This is a genomic window from Flavobacterium sp. (genome assembly GCF_039595935.1).
Classification (GTDB): domain Bacteria; phylum Bacteroidota; class Bacteroidia; order Flavobacteriales; family Flavobacteriaceae; genus Flavobacterium.
The window spans coordinates 2,637,648-2,655,202 of sequence record NZ_JBCNKR010000006.1 but is presented as its reverse complement, the minus strand read 5'-3'; the positions used below and the strand labels follow the sequence as shown (position 1 = coordinate 2,655,202).

Genomic DNA, 17,555 nt, shown 5'->3' with positions numbered 1-17,555 from the left:
CCAGTAAACCTCTAAATATATTGTTCATGTTTTTTTGTTTTTAAATTAATAATTTGCTGATTTTTATAATTTTAAAATTCAAGTTTTCTTCAAAATTTATTGTTATAAGAATTACACAAAAAGTTTCATTATTTACGGATATAAAAAAAGCATCAGTCTTGCGACTGATGCTTCTCCGATTTAATAATTAACTAAACAAATAACTATTAAACTTTGTGTGTCTGGTTTCTAAAAACCAATTTTCCATCAAATGCATCTAATAAAATAATGCTGTCTGTTGTAATATTTCCTGCCAAAATCTCTTTTGACAATTGATTTAAAACTTCTCTCTGAACGACACGTTTTACGGGTCTTGCTCCAAAATGCGGATCATAACCTTTGTCTGCCAAATAAGCAATTGCTTCTGGAGTCGCATCCATTGTAATGCCTTGCAATGCCAGCATTTTGGTAACGCTCTTCAATTGCAGACTCACAATTCTGGAAATATTCTCTACTGTAAGTGGTGTAAACATTACAATTTCGTCGATACGGTTGATAAACTCAGGACGAACAGTTTGTTTTAACAATCCTAAAACTTCGTTTTTAGCTGCTTCTGTTGCAGCTTCAACGCTTCCTTTTAGGTTTTCAAATTTCTCCTGAATAATATTACTTCCCATATTTGAGGTCATAATAATAATCGTATTTCTGAAATCAGCCAGACGTCCTTTATTATCTGTCAAACGTCCTTCATCTAAAACCTGCAATAAAATATTGAAAGTATCCGGATGTGCTTTTTCGATCTCATCTAATAACACTACAGAATATGGTTTTCTACGAACAGCTTCGGTCAATTGACCTCCTTCATCATAACCTACGTATCCCGGAGGCGCACCAACCAAACGGCTTACGCTGTGACGTTCCTGATATTCGCTCATATCAATACGAGTCATCGCGTTTTCATCATCAAAAAGATATTCTGCCAAAGCTTTTGCCAGCTCCGTTTTACCAACTCCGGTTGTTCCTAAGAATAAGAACGATCCAACAGGTTTTTTCATATCCTGCAAACCGGCACGGCTTCGGCGTACAGCGTCACTTATTGCTTCTATCGCTTCTTCCTGACCTACTACACGTTTGTGCAATTCATCTTCCAAATGCAATAGTTTTTCTCTTTCCGTCTGAAGCATTTTCATTACCGGAATACCTGTCCATTTTGCTACAACTTCGGCAATATCTTCTCTGGTTACTTCTTCTTTGATTAAAGAATTTCCAGATTGAAACTCCAGCAATTGTTTCTGCAAATTTTCCTGACGTTCCTGAGCTTCTTTTATTTTTCCGTAACGAATCTCAGCCACTTTTCCGTAATCACCATCACGTTCTGCACGTTCTGCTTCGTATTTAAAGTCTTCAATTTCGTGTTTTACAGCCTGAATTCCGTCAACGATATCTTTTTCCTGTTTCCATTTTGCATAGATTTCGTTGCGTTCTTCTTTCAGGTTGGCCAATTCCATACCTAAAATTTTCAGTTTGCTTTCCTCTTTTTCACGTTTTATGGCTTCAATTTCAATTTCCAACTGCATGATTTTACGATCCAAAACATCTAATTCTTCAGGTTTTGAATTGATTTCCATACGCAATTTAGAAGCCGCTTCGTCCATTAAGTCGATGGCTTTATCCGGTAAAAAACGGTTTGTAATATAACGCTGAGATAATTCTACAGCGGCAATAATCGCTTCGTCTTTAATCTGAACTTTATGGTGTGTTTCGTATTTTTCCTTAATTCCACGTAAAATCGAAATGGCACTTTCTGTATCCGGTTCATCGATTAAGACTTTTTGGAAACGTCTTTCAAGCGCTTTATCTTTTTCGAAATATTTTTGATATTCATCTAAAGTTGTGGCACCAATTGCTCTTAATTCTCCACGAGCCAAAGCTGGTTTCAGTATATTAGCCGCATCCATTGCGCCTTCTCCTCCACCCGCGCCTACAAGTGTGTGAATCTCATCGATAAACAAAACAATATCACCTTCTGCTGCTGTAACTTCTTTTACAACCGATTTTAAACGTTCTTCGAATTCTCCTTTGTATTTCGCTCCGGCAATCAAAGCTCCCATATCAAGTGAGAAAACGATTTTTTCTTTTAAGTTTTCCGGAACGTCTCCATCCACAATTCTGTGCGCTAAACCTTCTGCAATCGCCGTTTTACCAACTCCTGGCTCACCAATAAGCATTGGATTGTTTTTGGTTCTACGAGTCAGAATCTGCAAAACACGACGGATTTCTTCATCACGACCAATAACCGGATCTAGTTTTCCTGTTCTTGCTAATTCGTTTAAGTTTTTAGCATATTTATTTAGTGAATTATAGGTTTCTTCTGCCGAAGCCGAAGTTACTCTTTCTCCTTTACGAAGTTCTTCGATTGCCGCTTTCAAACCTTTTCCTGTAACTCCCTGATCTTTTAAGATTTGAGAAACTTTACTTTTTGAATCGAAAATTGCCAAGATTAAATGCTCGATCGAAACGTATTCGTCGTTCATTTTTTGTGCGATGATTTCTGCTTCGTTTAGAGCTTTGTTTGCGTCTCTAGAAAGCATAACATCTCCTCCGGAAACTTTTGGAAAACTCTGAATTGTACTGTCCAAAATCTGAAGAAATAATGGAACGTTTACATTTAATTTTTTCAAAATAAAAGGTGCAACGTTTTCATCAACTTCAAAAATAGCCTTGAAAATGTGTTCATTTTCAATTTGCTGCTGGCCATTTCGCTGTGCTAATTGCTGCGACAACTGAATGGCTTCCTGCGATTTAATAGTAAATTTATTTATATTCATATCTTTATATTTTGATTGATTTTTTTGTTTTAAATATTCGATAACATTAAAGTTAAGACTTATTGAGATACATTTTTAACTCAAAAGATTTAACTTTGCTATCCAATATTCAAAATATATTCCATAGTAAAAATAAAGACAAAATGACGTATAAATTCTGCTTTTTATCAAATTTAAATGTCAAAAAGTCATAAAACAAGCCAAATATGAGTTTTTTTAATTCAATCTTCGGAAGTTCAGAGAACTCAGAAGCTCAAAAAAGTAACGTAAACTGGACAGAATTAACAGATATTCTTCAGTTGATGGAAATTGAAGCTATTTCTCAGGAAAAGCCAGTTGTAATTTTTAAACACAGTACAAGATGCAGTATCAGCCGTATGGCCTTAAAACAATTTGAAAGAGAATTCGATCTTGAAAATGTTGTTGATGCTTATTTTCTTGATCTAATTGCGCATAGAGATATTTCAAATGAAATTGCGAGCCGATTTGGAGTTTATCACGAATCGCCACAATTAATTTTAATTAAAAACGGAAAAGCTGTTTATGATGTTTCACATAGTGATATTGATGCCCAAGCGTTGAAAAGTAAAGTTTAATACTCTTAAAACTTATTAAATGGATGTTCAAACGGTTTATCAAAAGACAATATTATTCGCAGCAAAAAAACATTTAGAAAACAATCAGACTATTACCGATTCTGATCTTCCATATGTTATTCATTTGAGTAATGTAACAATGGAAATCCTGATTGCTTCGAATCATACTAAAGATTTCGATTTAAATTTTACAACTCAGGTAGCTTTATTGCATGATACTTTAGAAGACACCAATACTACGTTTGAAGAACTGGAACGAGAATTTGGATTAGAAATTGCCGAAGGAGTTTCTGCTCTTACAAAAAACAGCAGTTTACCTAAAGATGAAAGAATGCCGGATAGTTTAAACCGAATTTTAAAGTTAAGAAAAGAAGTCTGGGCTGTAAAATTGGCTGATAGAATTACCAATTTGCAAAAACCACCAAAAACCTGGGATAATCTTAAAAGAAGAAATTATAAAGCTGAAGCCGAAATCATTTTAGAAAAACTAAAAGATGGAAATGCTTATTTAGAAAACCGTTTAAGGGCTAAAATAGAAGAATACGAACAATATCTTGATTAAGATTCTTCATAAAAACAAAAAAACGCTGAATCAAAAATTCAGCGTTTTTTTTATAATTAATAATTAACCATTCACAATTAACAATTAATTAAAAGCTTTCGCCAGAACCGCCGCCGCTAAAACCTCCGCCACCAAATTCCATTGGAGATTCTACTTTTGCTTCTGGTTTCATTCCTAAAGTAGAGGCTACAATTAGGGTTTCGGCATTTAAAATAGCATTTGAATGATTGATTCTATCCGGTTTAAAAGTCAAACCAGATTCTTTATTTTTTAGTTTTTGAATGGAGAAAAATGCAATGGCAAATAATACCAGTCCTCCTATCGTTAATGCAGCTTCAATTGGCAAAACTGAATAATAAAATCGGATTGTAAAAACAGTAAAAGCTAATGTTGCAAAACTAATCCACAACATTATTCTGTCTTTCGTTTTTAACGCCTGAAATAAATAAACAGCCGGCACAATAAACGTGAAGGCATAGAAGAAATAAGAAAATGGAATATCCTGACCAGGCTTAACGTCAACTCCCAAAAGTTCTGCAGAAAGTTCTCTTACAACCAAATAATTACAGGAAAGATAAAATAGAATCAAACAAAAACTATTGGCTAATAAAAGTCCGTTGTAATAATAAGATTCTTTTAAGTTTTTAATTCTGTTTTTGATAAAAAAATAAAATCCTGCTGAAACTAACATTGTAATAAACGGTAAAATTGTTTTACCAATAGTTCCTATTTCAAACATTCCTAAAAATAGAACTACAGATGAAGCCAAACAGAAAACGAGCATTGATAATAAATGCAGATATCTTCTGTAAGCTAAAAAAGAGGCTATTGAAACAAAAATAGCAGTCAATATTTCAACATAAGAGTTTGGCACAGAATTATAATCATCTGAGTAGAAATTTTGTCTATAGTAATATTCCGCAGAAATAAAAACAGCAGCCCCAATATTTAAAAGAATACCTAAAATAAAAGCATCATCAAGACCATGTCTGTAATAATTATTATTTGCCAAAATTTCTGCTCCAACAATACCAATTATGGCAAAAAGATAAAAGCAAATATTAAAAAAATAATGTTCAGAACTGCCTCCGAACAATCCCATTAAAGATATTACGCCACAAATAGACAAATACAAAAATGCCCCTAAAAGAAAAAAACCTAAACGAACCAAAATATTATTCTGAATTTTAAAAGAAGGCAGTTCATCTCTAATAATTTTCTTTTGCTCTTTGCTTATAAACCCTCCATCTTTAAGAGAATCTGCTTCTTCTGTTAAAAATAAATTGTTTAATAATTTTTTATCGTGTGCTATCATTATTCGGCTGTTTCTTTGTTAAACTTTTTAATCAATTTTATAAACATAACTATCGAGCCAATAAAATAGGCTGGTAAAAGTAAAATAAACATTACCCAAAAATCATCAAAATCAACATGTTTAAATAGGTTAAAAAGAAAAATATTGAACCCTATATAGGCATAAATAATCATGAAAACATACAATGAAATTGCTTTAAGCTGATAACTTACTTTATAAAAATAGTATGATGAAGCTGCTAAAATGATACTGAAAAAGATCCAGCTTACATCATAATCATCATACATATTACTTATTGAAGCCACACTGATTAGATGAAGTGCAAATGTTAAGTATATTAATGTAAAATGTGTTTTAAGTTTAATTTTAAAACTATAAACCGTCCATAAAATCAATAACGCTCCGAGTAAAATAGCTGAATAACTTAAACTTTGATTGGCATAAAAATCATTATTGCCATTAAAAAGTTCCTGAGGTGTTACTGTAAGTCCTACGTATGCAGCCAAACCTGTTACAGCAATTGTCAAAACACTTTTATTATCAAAATAATACGCACATACAAAACTGACGATGGTTGGAACTAAAGTAGCCAAACCGTAATGTGTACCAAAAGCTTTATACTGAACCTGAAGATATCCTATAAAAATACAGGTAAGAACATTTGCTGTCAACACTATATATTCCAGAAAATGACTCTCTGTTGTAGTTTCGGCTTTTTTAAAGCCAATTGAATTTTTAAAACAATAGTAAAAACAACCGCAGGTAAGCGCAAACAAAATAGATAGTAAAGCTATATGTCCTATACTATCAATGTTATCATAAATCAGGATTCCGATTCCTGAAGTGAACATTAATACCGAAATCGAAAGCAGTAATTTTAATTCTATATTAAGCGAAAATATGTTTCGGCTTCGATATTCTATTATTTCTTCAAACTGATTTTCAGTAATTAGATTTTTCTCATAAAGTTGCTGCGTGGCCTGCCCGTCAAATTGCGTCATATTTTTAATTTAAAAATGATCAATTCTCAAATTTAGAGAATTAGGTCGAATTTCCTTAAAGTAGAAATACTTTATTTTATAGAAATAAAAAAACCGATTTGCTGTAAATCAACAAACCGGTTTATAAATCGAAAATTAAAGTGCTTAAAAAGCGGCTTCCATTTTATCTTTTATCGCATCAAGGCATAAATTATTGATACTGCCTTCGTGCGTGTGCTTTGTTTCTTTTGGAGATTTGTAAGTTCCTGCTTCCAATTGTTCAGCAACTGCTTTGTACGCATCTCTAAATGGCATTCCTTCAACTACCATTTCATTTAAAGTATCTACAGTAAACAAATAATCGTATTTTTTATCTTCTAAAATATGATCTTTTACTGTAATATCTTTAATTGAAAATATTGCAATATCTAAACAAGATTTTAAAGTTTGAATCGCTGGAAACAAACCTTCTTTTAAAAGTTGCAAATCTCTATGATAACCACTTGGAAGATTATTTGTAATTAAAGTGATTTCATACGGAAGCGCCTGAATCTTGTTGCATTTTCCTCTGATTAATTCGAAAACATCTGGATTCTTTTTATGAGGCATAATACTAGAACCTGTTGTAAGATGCGCCGGAAGTCCAATAAAATCGAAATTCTGGCTCATATACAAACAAACATCCATTGCAAATTTTGACAACGTTCCTGCAACGCTTGTCATGGCAAAAGCAACTGTTTTCTCTGCTTTTCCACGGCTCATTTGCGCTGCAACGGCATTGTATTTTAAAGTTTCGAAACCTAACTCTTGAGTTGTAAATGTTCTGTTGATCGGAAATGAACTTCCGTAACCTGCAGCTGATCCTAACGGATTTTGATCTACAATTTTTGAGGCTGCATTCAGCATTGTAATATCATCAATTAAACTTTCAGCGTAAGCTGAAAACCACATTCCGAATGATGATGGCATTGCGATTTGCAAATGCGTATATCCTGGTAATAGGACATTTTGATGTTTTTCTGCCGATTCCATCAACAAGTCAAACAACGTTTTCACTTGTTCTTTTATAGCCTTTAATTCGTCTTTTAAATACAAATGAACGTCTACTAAAACCTGATCGTTACGAGAGCGTGCCGTGTGGATTTTCTTTCCTGCGTCGCCCAATTTTACCGTTAGAAGATATTCTATTTTAGAATGAACATCTTCAAAACTGTCTTCGATTTCGAAATTACCTACTACGATATCTGCAATGATTTCGTTTAAAGCATCAACTAAAGAGGTTGTTTCTTCAGCTGTTAATAAACCAATTTGTCCCAACATTTTGGCGTGTGCGATTGAACCTAAGGCATCGTATTTTGCTAAAACCAAATCCAGTTCACGGTCATTTCCAACAGTGAATTGTTCAATTTGTTTATCTGTTGGTATTCCTTTTTCCCAAAGTTTCATAAGATGTATGTTTTTGTTTCACAGAGTTACTCAAAGGATCTCAAAGATTCACAAAGTTTCATTTTTACTTTATGTTTCTTATTTCCTAAGTGCCCTAGCCCCGATAGTAGTGGAAATCCTTTTGTGCCGGGGTTCGGCACAAAAGATTGAAACGGATAGCGGGATTAGCTCCTAAAAAATATTATAATTTAAAGAAATCGGTTAGTATTTTAATATACAAATCGACTCCTTCTTCAATTTCATTTACAAAAATAAATTCGTCTGCTGAATGTGAACGTAATGTTTCTCCTGGTCCTAATTTTAAAGACTGACAACTTAAAACGGATTGATCTGAAAGCGTTGGCGAACCATACGTTGTTCTTCCTAATGCAATTCCAGCCTGAACTAAACCGTGCGAAACTGGAATAGACGATGCATTTAAGTGCATTGATCTTGGCGTTACTTCTGCGTTTACATTTGCTTTAACCACTTCTAGAATTTCAGCATTTGTATAACGATCTGTTACGCGAATATCTACTACCAAATCACATTCTGAAGGCACAACATTATGTTGTTTTCCTGCATTAATCTGCGTTACGGTCATTTTTACCGGACCTAAAACATCTGAGATTTTGTCGAATTTATAGTTTTTAAACCATTCCATTACCGGAATTGATTTGTATAATGCATTATCATCGTTTTGATGCGCGGCGTGACTTGCAGTTCCTTTTACTTTTACATCTAAAACTAAAAGTCCTTTTTCTGCAACTGCTAATTGCATTAAAGTCGGCTCGCCTACAATTGCGCAATCTAGTTCTGGTAAACTTTTTAAAACGCTGTTTAAACCATTTTTCCCACTGCTTTCTTCTTCCGCTGAAGCTACAATTACAATATTGTGAGAAAGTTTTTGATTTTCGTAGAAATGTACAAAAGTTGCTAATAACGAAACCAAGCAACCTCCTGCATCATTACTTCCTAAACCAAATAGTTTTCCGTCTTTTTCAATTGCTTTGAATGGATAGTTTGTATATGCCTGATTTGGACGTACTGTATCGTGATGTGAGTTTAGTAAAAGTGTTGGTTTGTTTTCGTCGAAATATTTGTTGAAAGCCCACACATTGTTGTTTTCTCTTTTGAAAGGAATTTCATTTTGATTGAACCAATTTTCGATTAAAAGAGCCGTCTGATCTTCTTCACTTGAAAATGAAGGGGTTTCGATTAAGCTTTTTAATAAACTAATTGCTTCCTGGGTAAGCGTATCTATATTTTTCATTTCTATTAGGTACTGAGATGCTAAGATTCTAAGGTTCTAAGTTTTCTCTAAACTTATGTCACTATAGTCAATCTTAACCTAAATTTAATTGGCGCAAATTTCTTAAATTAATATTTAAAAGTACCGCGAAACTCCGTTTTTTTGCCACTAATTACACGAATTTTCGCAAATTATTTTTTTGTCGCAGATTTAAAATCAAAATGAACTTTTTAATGTTCTTCTAAAATTATTTTCTCTTTTAACAGCAGAAATTAATGTCAATTCGTGGCAGCATTTTTATAATGTAATCGTTGTATGCGGAATATCTGAATTTTGGAGCATTTTGTGATGGCCAATTTTGATTTTCTGCACACCTCTTGATAAACTATTGAAACAGTTATCCAGCTTCGGAATCATTCCGGAATGGATTACTTTTTCTTCTTTTAATTTATTATATAAGGCTTCGTTGATTTCTGTAATCACAGATGAATCGTCTTCTGAATCTTGCAAAACGCCTTGTTTTTCAAAACAATATGTCAATGTAACATCAAAAACTTCAGATAGAGCAATTGATAGTTCACTTGCGATTGTATCGGCATTAGTATTTAATAGCTGTCCGTTTTTATCGTGTGTGATGGCACAGAAAACGGGAACAACTCCAGCTTCCAATAAAGTTGCCAATAACTTGGTGTTGACTTGTTTTACATCGCCTACAAATCCGTAATCGATTGTTGGGTGATTTCTTTTTGTGGACTGAATTAAATTTCCGTCAGCTCCTGAAAAACCAATTGCATTATTGTCTTTTGCCTGCAATTGAGCTACAATATGTTTGTTGATTTGTCCTGCGTAAATCATGACCACAACATCAAGCATAGGAGCATCAGTAATTCGGCGTCCGTCAATCATTTGCGGAACCAAACCAATACTCTGAGCCATTTTCGTAGCCGATTTTCCACCGCCGTGAACTAAAACTTTATAGCCTTCTATTTTAGAAAAATCAGTTAAGAATTGTTCTAATTCTGCTGGATTATCGATGATGTTTCCACCTATTTTTATTACTGATACGTTCATTTCTTTTAAGGTTCAAAGAGACAAAGTGACAAAGTTGCAAAGTTTTTTTACAAGGTTTAAGCCTCTGTCACTTTGTAACTTTATTTCTTTGTCACTTAAATTTACAATTTCTTCAAAATCTTTTGTAAAACTAATTGTGCTGAATACGTTCTGTTATTTGCTTGCTCGATTACGATTGAATTTTCGCCATCAAGAACTTCGTCGCTTACAATTACGTTACGACGAACCGGAAGACAGTGCATGAATTTCCCGTTGTTGGTTAAGGCCATTTTTTCAGCCGTAACTGTCCAATTTGAATCGCTGTTGGTTACTTTTCCGTAATCGTTGAAATTACTCCAGTTTTTTACGTAAACGAAATCAGCATTTTCGAAAGCTTTATCTTGATCGTACTCGATTGTACAGTCTTTTGTGATTTCTGGACTTAGCTCATAACCTTCTGGGTGCGTGATTACAAAATCCATATCCTTTTGCATTTGCATCATTTCTACGAATGAATTGGCAACTGCTTGAGGCAAAGCTTTTGGATGCGGCGCCCAAGAAAGAACCACTTTTGGTTTGTTTTTGTGTCTAGGTTTGAATTCTTCCATTGTAATTGCATCTGCCAACGATTGTAATGGGTGACGAATAGCGCTTTCCATATTTACAATTGGCACTGTAGCATATTTCAAGAATCCTGAAATTACAGTTTCCTGATAATCTTTTTCTTTGTCAACTAAACCTCCAAAAGCACGAATGGCAATAATATCACAATATTGCGAAACTACTTCTGCAGCTTCTTTAATATGTTCTGAAGCGCCAGAATTCATAACTGCTCCATCTTCGAACTCCAATGTCCATCCTTCATTGGTAAAGTTCATTACCATAACGTTCATTCCTAAGTTCATTGCCGCTTTCTGAGTACTTAAGCGCGTTCTTAAACTTGGATTGAAGAATAACATTCCAAGAGTTTTATTCTTTCCTAAACTCTGATTTTTAAGCGGGTTCTTTTTGATTTTGATCGCTTGTTTTACCCATTTTGATAATGAGTTGATTTCTTTTATTGATATATAGTTCATTTGTTTTTTTGTTTAATCGGTTAATCGTTGATTTGTTTAATTGTTTTGTTGCTTAAACAAATCTAACTTTATCCTTTTGCTTTTTTATGTTCATTTTCTAATCGATTAACCGAATTAACGATTAAACAGTTAAACGATTTTCGTAAAAGGAATCTCGTCCTTCAACGCCTTTAAAATAAAATTATCATTCAATCCATTTACAATCCAGGTTTCGATGTTGGCTGCTTTTGAAATTGCGGCCGCTTCTATTTTAGACTGCATCCCTCCTGTTCCATGTGATGATTTTGATTCTCCGATTTCTTTTTCTAGCGTTTTTAAATCATTTACCAATTTAATTGTTTCTGGAACTTCATTATGAATTGATTCTTTCGTGTAAATTCCGTTTGTGTTGGTTGCAATTATCAGAATATCAACATTTAGTAATACCGCAGTTAAAGCCGCTAATTTGTCATTATCTCCAAACCGAATCTCATCTGTGGCAACGGTATCATTTTCATTGATAATCGGAATGTAATTGTTTTTGACTAATACATTAATCGTATTTACAATGTTCTTTTGGGTCTGTTCTTTTTCAAAATCAGAATAAGAAAGTAAACACTGCGAGGTATTTAATCCTAAATCTTTAAAATTCTCATTGTAAATCCGCATCAAATGTGGCTGTCCGATTGAAGCTAAAGCTTGTTTTACAAAAACATCTTTATCTTGGTTATCCAGTTTTACAAACTGTTTTGCTGCCGCAATTGCTCCAGAACTTACTATGATAAATTCATATTCATCGTTTAAAGCCGCAATCTGAACTCCAAGATCTTCAATCTTTCCCCGCGAAATATGATTGGTTTCTTTGGTTAAAGTATTACTTCCTATTTTTAATAAAATCCTTTTTTTGCTCATTGTTGTTGTTTTGTTGCGATTTTTTAACCGCAAAGTGCGCAAGGTTTTTTTATGTTGTTTGTGTTTACAAAACGCTAAGTTCGCAAAGCTTTATCTACAGTTAAATTCCAATAAATAAATTCCAAATTCCAATAATCTGATATCAAAAATCGTTAATCACCAATCTAAAATCTGAACTCTAAAATTATCTTATTTGTCCTTCTCCGTAAACATACCATTTATTGGTTACTAAATGCTGTAAACCAATTGGACCTCTTTGGTGCAATTTATCAGTGCTTATCGCTAATTCTCCACCAAGACCAAATTGTCCGCCATCTGTGAAACGAGTTGAAGCATTTTGGTAAACTGCTGCTGCGTCTATTGATTCCATAAACTGCTGTGCAACATTGTTATCTCTCGTAATAATTGCTGCTGAATGTCCTCCGCAGTATTTATTAATCATATCAATGGCATGATCTTGAGAATCAATAGTTCCGATTACGATTTTATAATCTAGAAACTCTTCATACCAAATATCTTCGTTTTCTATTGCTTTCGTGTTTTCAAAATTTTCTAAAGACTTATCAACGATAACTTCTACTTTTGCTTCGATTAAAGCTTCGATTAACATAGCTGTAAACCCTTCAAAATTTGGAAGCTTAGAATTTATCAAAACTTTATCTAATGCATTACAAGCTGATATTTTAGCAGTTTTAGCATTTAAAATTACTTTTAAAGCTAAATCTGTATCTGCATCTTCATGAACGTAAACAAAATTATTTCCTCGCCCGCTTACAATTACTGGGCAAGTGGCATGCGCTTTTACAAATTCGATAAGTTTTTCTCCGCCTCTCGGAACTATTAAATCGACTTTTTGAGTTGGTTTTTCTAAGAAAGCCTGAGTTTCTGTTCGGTTATAATTCAGATATTCCACCCAATCTTTTGAAACTCCGTTTTCTTCTAAAGCTTTGTGCCATAGACTTACGATTTTCAAATTTGATTTTAAAGATTCTTTTCCTCCTTTTAATAAAATCTTATTTCCGGATTTAAAAGCGATTCCACCTGCTTCGATTGTAACATCCGGACGAGATTCGTAAATAATTAAAATCGTTCCGAAAGCGGCAGTTTTATTCACCACTTTTATACCATTATCATGAGTAAAATGAAAACGTTCAACTCCAACGGGATCTTCCTGTGAAGCTAACTGATTAAGTGATAAAATCATTTCATCAACTTTTTTATCATCTACTTTCAGGCGTTCTTCCATCGCTAAATCTGAACCGTCGTAATCGGCAAGATCTTCCTGATTCGTTAGGATTATCTCATTCCGCTCCTGCTCGACCAGCTTTGCCATAGTCCGCAAAACTAAATTGCGTTTTTCAATTGATAATGGATTCATAATTTCTAATTGGTTGGTTGTTTTTTGGCGGTTAATTAAAATCTAATTTGTGTTGATAAAAGTAAATCTGCAAATAAAACCCCATAATAAAGTACAATATTCGCTACTATCCATATTTTCTTTTTTAAACTATTATTCAAAGAAAAGTATATCTGTAAAACCTGCATTATCAACAAAATAACTGAACCTAATACAACCAAAATATACATAAAAAAAAGAATTACGCTAATTTCTTCTGTGTACTTCAAAACAACAAACAGACTTTGAATATTTTTAATTAAAATTGCCCAAAAAATAATAAACAAATAAACTATTGATTGAAATTTGAGAAATGGAAATGAAATTAAATAACTATTTTTCATTTTGACTTAATTTTAAATCCAACAGCTACTTCTGTTAAATCATGTTCACTTACTCTTAATTGATAGGAGAATATCAAAGAATCATAACATTTACATTCTATTTCTTTCTCAATTAATGGCGCATATTTTTTAATTTTTTCCCTGATAAAAGAATCACTTTTAATTTCAGTTAGATCTATTTTAAAATTGTTAAGAGAATCTAGTTTTTGATTCTCACAATCTCTCAAATACCATAAATTAGGTTCATTATTATAGGTATAAATTTCTGTTCTTTCGATTTTATTAATCTCTTCATCCATCTTTAATAAAACCTTTTCAAGTCGCTCAGAAGGAATATATTCAGGAGCTCTTCTCATTCCCCAAACAAATGGGTTCAAAAAAAGCAACATTGGTAGTAAAATGCTAATTATTAACAATGCTACCCAAATATATTTTAATACTTTCATTAGTTTTTAAGTTCTTCTAAACTTTCTTTTAAAGCTTTTACAAACGTATCGATATCTGCTTTTTTCACAGTCAACGGCGGTAAAATTCTTAATAGGTTTTTATTGTTGGCGCTTCCTGTAAAAATGTGTTTTTCGATAATTAATTTCTTTCTTAAAGCAGCTACATCAAAATCAAACTCAACTCCAAGCATTAAACCTTTTCCTTTTACTTGTTTGATTCCCTCAACTTCTTTGATTTTCTCTAAGAAATATTCATAAACTTCATTTACATTTTTCTGTAAATCTAGTTTTTCAATTACATCTAAAACCGCAATTCCTGCTGCACAAGACAAGTGGCTTCCGCCGAAAGTTGTTCCTAATAATCCGAAACTTGCTTCGAATTTTGGAGAAATTAAAATGGCTCCAACAGGAAATCCGTTCCCCATTCCTTTTGCAACTGAAATAATATCAGCGTTGATTCCGTGGTGTTGGAACGCGAAGAATTTCCCGCTTCTTCCATATCCTGATTGCACTTCGTCTAAAATTAAAACCACATCGTGTTTTTTACATGCTTTTTCTAAAGCCTGAAAAAATTCTGTTGTTCCTTGGTCTAAACCTCCAACTCCCTGAATTCCTTCAATAATCACTGCTGTAACATCACCTTTAGCTAATTCAGCTTCAACTAAGTCGATTTGGTTTAAAGGTAAAAAAGTAACTACTTGCTGTGCGTTAATCGGCGCAACAATTTTCTTATTATCAGTAACGGCAACGGCTGCAGAAGTTCTTCCGTGGAAAGAATTATCAAAAGCCACAACTCTTGATTTTCCGTTATGAAAAGAAGCTAATTTTAAAGCATTTTCGTTTGCTTCAGCTCCAGAACTGCATAAAAACAGTTCGTAATCTTCAAGACTTGAAAGTTTTCCTAATTTCTGCGCCAATTCCACCTGTAAAGGATTCTGAATGGCATTAGAATAAAATCCTAAATTATCAATTTGATTTTTAAGTTTTGCTACATAATCCGGCTGTGTGTGTCCAATAGAAATCACACCATGTCCGCTGTATAAATCTAAATATTCTACTCCTTTGTCATCAATAATTGTACAATCTACTGCTTTTACTGGAGTTATGTCGTATAATGGGTAAACGTTGAATAAGTTCATTTTTTGTTTTGTTTAATTGTTTAATCGTTGATTTGTTTAATCGATTAACCGAATTAACGATTAAACGGTTAACCAACAATCTAAAATCCGCTTGGCCTCAAATTTAAACCTGTAGTTTCTTCTAATCCGAACATTAAATTCATGTTTTGAATTGCTTGTCCTGAAGCACCTTTGGTTAAGTTATCTATAATTGATGTTATGAGAACCCGGTTTCCTTTTTTCAATAAACTAATAATACATTTATTCGTTTGTACCACCTGTTTCATGTTGATGTTTGTTGTGGTAATGGTTACGAAAGGTTCGTTTTTGTAGAACTCATCATATTTAGCAACCAATTGTTCCAAACTATCATCACATAATGTATAAAGCGTTGCAAAAATTCCTCTTGGAAAATCTCCTCTGTTCGGAATAAAAAGCAATTCGCTGTCAAAATCATCCTGCAGCTGAACCAAACTTTCTGAAATTTCACCTAAATGCTGGTGTTCAAAGGCTTTGTAATGTGACATATTATTGTTTCTCCAGCTGAAATGAGAAGTTTCGGCAAGACCTACGCCCGCTCCTGTGCTTCCTGTTGTAGCATTAATATGAACATCATTATTTAACATATTATTTTTAGCTAATGGCAATAAAGCCAACTGAATAGCTGTTGCAAAACAACCTGGATTTGCTATATAATTTGCTTTTTTGATTTCTGCTTTGTTCAATTCAGGTAAACCGTAAACAAAATCTTTTCCTTGAAAATGAGCATCTTTATTCAGTCTGAAGTCATTTCCTAAATCGATAATTTTCGTGTGACTTGCAAATGCATTTTCTTCCAAAAATGAAATTGATTTTCCATGACCCAAACATAAAAAAACCACATTTACATCTGGATTTATTATATCTGTGAAATTCATTTCGATATCGCCCATCAAATCGTGATGCGCTACAGAAAGTGGCTTTCCAGCATTTGTTGTACTGTAAACAAAATCGATGTTTACTTTTGGATGATACATTAAAATTCTGATAAGTTCTCCGGCCGTGTAGCCCGAACCACCAATAATTCCGACATTAATCATGATCTAATTTGTTTACAGATGAGAATATGTTTTGTGCATTTCCTAAAATCTTGATAAATCCTTTTGCATCGTCTGATGTCCAGGCATTGTTCATTTCTCCGTACTGACCAAAACCTGTGTTCATTAAATCATTTTCAGATTCGATTCCGTCAAGTGAGAAATGATATGGTTTTAATGAAACTGTTACGGTTCCATTTACTGTTTTTTGAGTGTCTTGCAAGAAAGTTTCAATATTTCTCATAACCGGATCTAAGAACTGACCTTCGTGAAATAACATTCCGTACCAGTTTCCTAATTGTTCTTTCCAGTATTGCTGCCATTTTCCAAGAGTATGTTTCTCTAATAAATGGTGTGCTTTGATGATAATTAATGGAGCTGCAGCTTCAAAACCAACTCTTCCTTTAATTCCGATAATAGTATCTCCAACGTGAATATCTCTACCAATTGCATAAGCACTTGCCAGCTTTTCAAGAGCTACAATATTGTTTGATGGTTTATCTGTTTTTCCGTTTAAACCAACTAATTCTCCCTGCTCAAAATGAAGCGTTACTTTTTCTTCACCTTCTTTTTGCAATTGCGAAGGATACGCTTCACTTGGCAATGGCTGACTTGAAGTTAAAGTTTCTTTTCCTCCAACACTTGTTCCCCAAAGTCCTTTATTGATAGAATATTGTGCTTTTTCCCAAGAATAGTGAACTCCGTTTTGAGCCAAATAGTCAACTTCTTCTTGTCTTGATAATTTTAAATCTCTAATTGGAGTAATGATTTCGATTTCTGGAGCAATAGTCTGGAAAATCAAATCGAAACGAATTTGGTCGTTTCCTGCACCAGTACTTCCGTGCGCGATTGCAGTTGCTCCTACTTTTTTTGCATATTTTATAGCTTCAATTGCCTGAAAAACACGCTCTGCACTTACAGATAATGGATATGTATTGTTTTTTAATACGTTTCCAAAAATCAAGTATTTGATAGCTTTATCGTAATATTTATCTAAAATAGTTAAGTTAGCATGTTGTGCACTTCCTAACTCATAAGCTCTTTTTTCAATAGCTGTTAATTCTTCAGCAGAAAATCCTCCTGTATCTACAAGAACAGTGTGAACTTCGTATCCTTTTTCATTTTTTAAATATTTCAAACAATACGAGGTATCTAATCCTCCGCTATAAGCTAATACTACTTTTTTCATTTTTTATAATTTAGGCTAATACTTTCGTATGT

General features: G+C 33.3%; 15 protein-coding genes. 2 read left to right on the top strand and 13 right to left on the bottom strand.

From position 1 onward, the window contains the following. Positions 1 to 206: 206 nt before the first annotated feature. Positions 207 to 2,807 carry an ATP-dependent chaperone ClpB gene (clpB, locus tag ABDW27_RS21250; RefSeq protein ID WP_343697729.1) on the bottom strand — a complete coding sequence of 867 codons (2,601 nt, stop codon included), beginning with the start codon at positions 2,805 to 2,807 and terminating at the stop codon, positions 207 to 209. Between the two features lie 206 nt (positions 2,808 to 3,013). Here clpB and ytxJ point away from each other — a divergent pair, with 206 nt between their 5' ends. Then, complete coding sequence (gene ytxJ / locus ABDW27_RS21245; protein WP_343697728.1) at positions 3,014 to 3,403, top strand: bacillithiol system redox-active protein YtxJ; 390 nt, start codon at positions 3,014 to 3,016, stop codon at positions 3,401 to 3,403. Positions 3,404 to 3,422: 19 nt separating this feature from the next. Further along, positions 3,423 to 3,965, top strand: a complete 543-nt coding sequence (locus ABDW27_RS21240; RefSeq protein ID WP_343697727.1) for an HD domain-containing protein — start codon at positions 3,423 to 3,425, stop codon at positions 3,963 to 3,965. An 88-nt stretch (positions 3,966 to 4,053) separates the two neighbouring features. Here ABDW27_RS21240 and ABDW27_RS21235 read toward each other — a convergent pair whose 3' ends face one another. From ABDW27_RS21235 to ABDW27_RS21180, 12 genes are all read right to left on the bottom strand, one after another. Next, positions 4,054 to 5,280: a hypothetical protein gene (locus ABDW27_RS21235; RefSeq protein ID WP_343697726.1), complete on the bottom strand. Its 1,227-nt coding sequence runs from the start codon at positions 5,278 to 5,280 to the stop codon at positions 4,054 to 4,056. Next, positions 5,280 to 6,281 carry a DUF2157 domain-containing protein gene (locus ABDW27_RS21230; protein WP_343697725.1) on the bottom strand — a complete coding sequence of 334 codons (1,002 nt, stop codon included), beginning with the start codon at positions 6,279 to 6,281 and terminating at the stop codon, positions 5,280 to 5,282. Before ABDW27_RS21230 ends, ABDW27_RS21235 begins: the two co-directional genes overlap by 1 nt. Positions 6,282 to 6,425: 144 nt before the next feature. After that, a complete protein-coding gene (gene argH, locus ABDW27_RS21225; RefSeq protein ID WP_343697724.1) occupies positions 6,426 to 7,706 on the bottom strand; it encodes an argininosuccinate lyase in 1,281 nt (426 codons plus the stop codon). A 181-nt stretch (positions 7,707 to 7,887) separates the two neighbouring features. After that, positions 7,888 to 8,958, bottom strand: coding sequence for a M20 family metallo-hydrolase (locus ABDW27_RS21220; RefSeq protein WP_343697723.1), 1,071 nt, complete (start codon positions 8,956 to 8,958; stop codon positions 7,888 to 7,890). A gap of 276 nt (positions 8,959 to 9,234) precedes the next feature. Beyond that, positions 9,235 to 10,008: an acetylglutamate kinase gene (argB, locus tag ABDW27_RS21215; RefSeq protein ID WP_343697722.1), complete on the bottom strand. Its 774-nt coding sequence runs from the start codon at positions 10,006 to 10,008 to the stop codon at positions 9,235 to 9,237. 101 nt (positions 10,009 to 10,109) lie between these two features. Beyond that, positions 10,110 to 11,063 carry an N-acetylornithine carbamoyltransferase gene (locus tag ABDW27_RS21210; RefSeq protein ID WP_343697721.1) on the bottom strand — a complete coding sequence of 318 codons (954 nt, stop codon included), beginning with the start codon at positions 11,061 to 11,063 and terminating at the stop codon, positions 10,110 to 10,112. A 129-nt stretch (positions 11,064 to 11,192) separates the two neighbouring features. Continuing rightward, entirely contained in the window at positions 11,193 to 11,954 is a 762-nt protein-coding gene (gene proB, locus ABDW27_RS21205) for a glutamate 5-kinase (RefSeq protein WP_343697720.1), read from the bottom strand. Positions 11,955 to 12,138: 184 nt separating this feature from the next. Continuing rightward, positions 12,139 to 13,335 carry a glutamate-5-semialdehyde dehydrogenase gene (locus ABDW27_RS21200; RefSeq protein ID WP_343698148.1) on the bottom strand — a complete coding sequence of 399 codons (1,197 nt, stop codon included), beginning with the start codon at positions 13,333 to 13,335 and terminating at the stop codon, positions 12,139 to 12,141. A 355-nt stretch (positions 13,336 to 13,690) separates the two neighbouring features. After that, positions 13,691 to 14,140 (bottom strand): hypothetical protein, encoded by a 450-nt coding sequence (locus ABDW27_RS21195; protein ID WP_343697719.1) that lies wholly within the window; start codon positions 14,138 to 14,140, stop codon positions 13,691 to 13,693. Beyond that, entirely contained in the window at positions 14,140 to 15,279 is a 1,140-nt protein-coding gene (locus ABDW27_RS21190) for an aminotransferase class III-fold pyridoxal phosphate-dependent enzyme (protein WP_343697718.1), read from the bottom strand. Before ABDW27_RS21190 ends, ABDW27_RS21195 begins: the two co-directional genes overlap by 1 nt. Positions 15,280 to 15,359: 80 nt before the next feature. After that, positions 15,360 to 16,337 carry an N-acetyl-gamma-glutamyl-phosphate reductase gene (gene argC, locus ABDW27_RS21185; protein ID WP_343697717.1) on the bottom strand — a complete coding sequence of 326 codons (978 nt, stop codon included), beginning with the start codon at positions 16,335 to 16,337 and terminating at the stop codon, positions 15,360 to 15,362. Continuing rightward, a complete protein-coding gene (locus tag ABDW27_RS21180; RefSeq protein WP_073409232.1) occupies positions 16,330 to 17,523 on the bottom strand; it encodes an argininosuccinate synthase domain-containing protein in 1,194 nt (397 codons plus the stop codon). Before ABDW27_RS21180 ends, argC begins: the two co-directional genes overlap by 8 nt. Positions 17,524 to 17,555 lie beyond the last annotated feature (32 nt).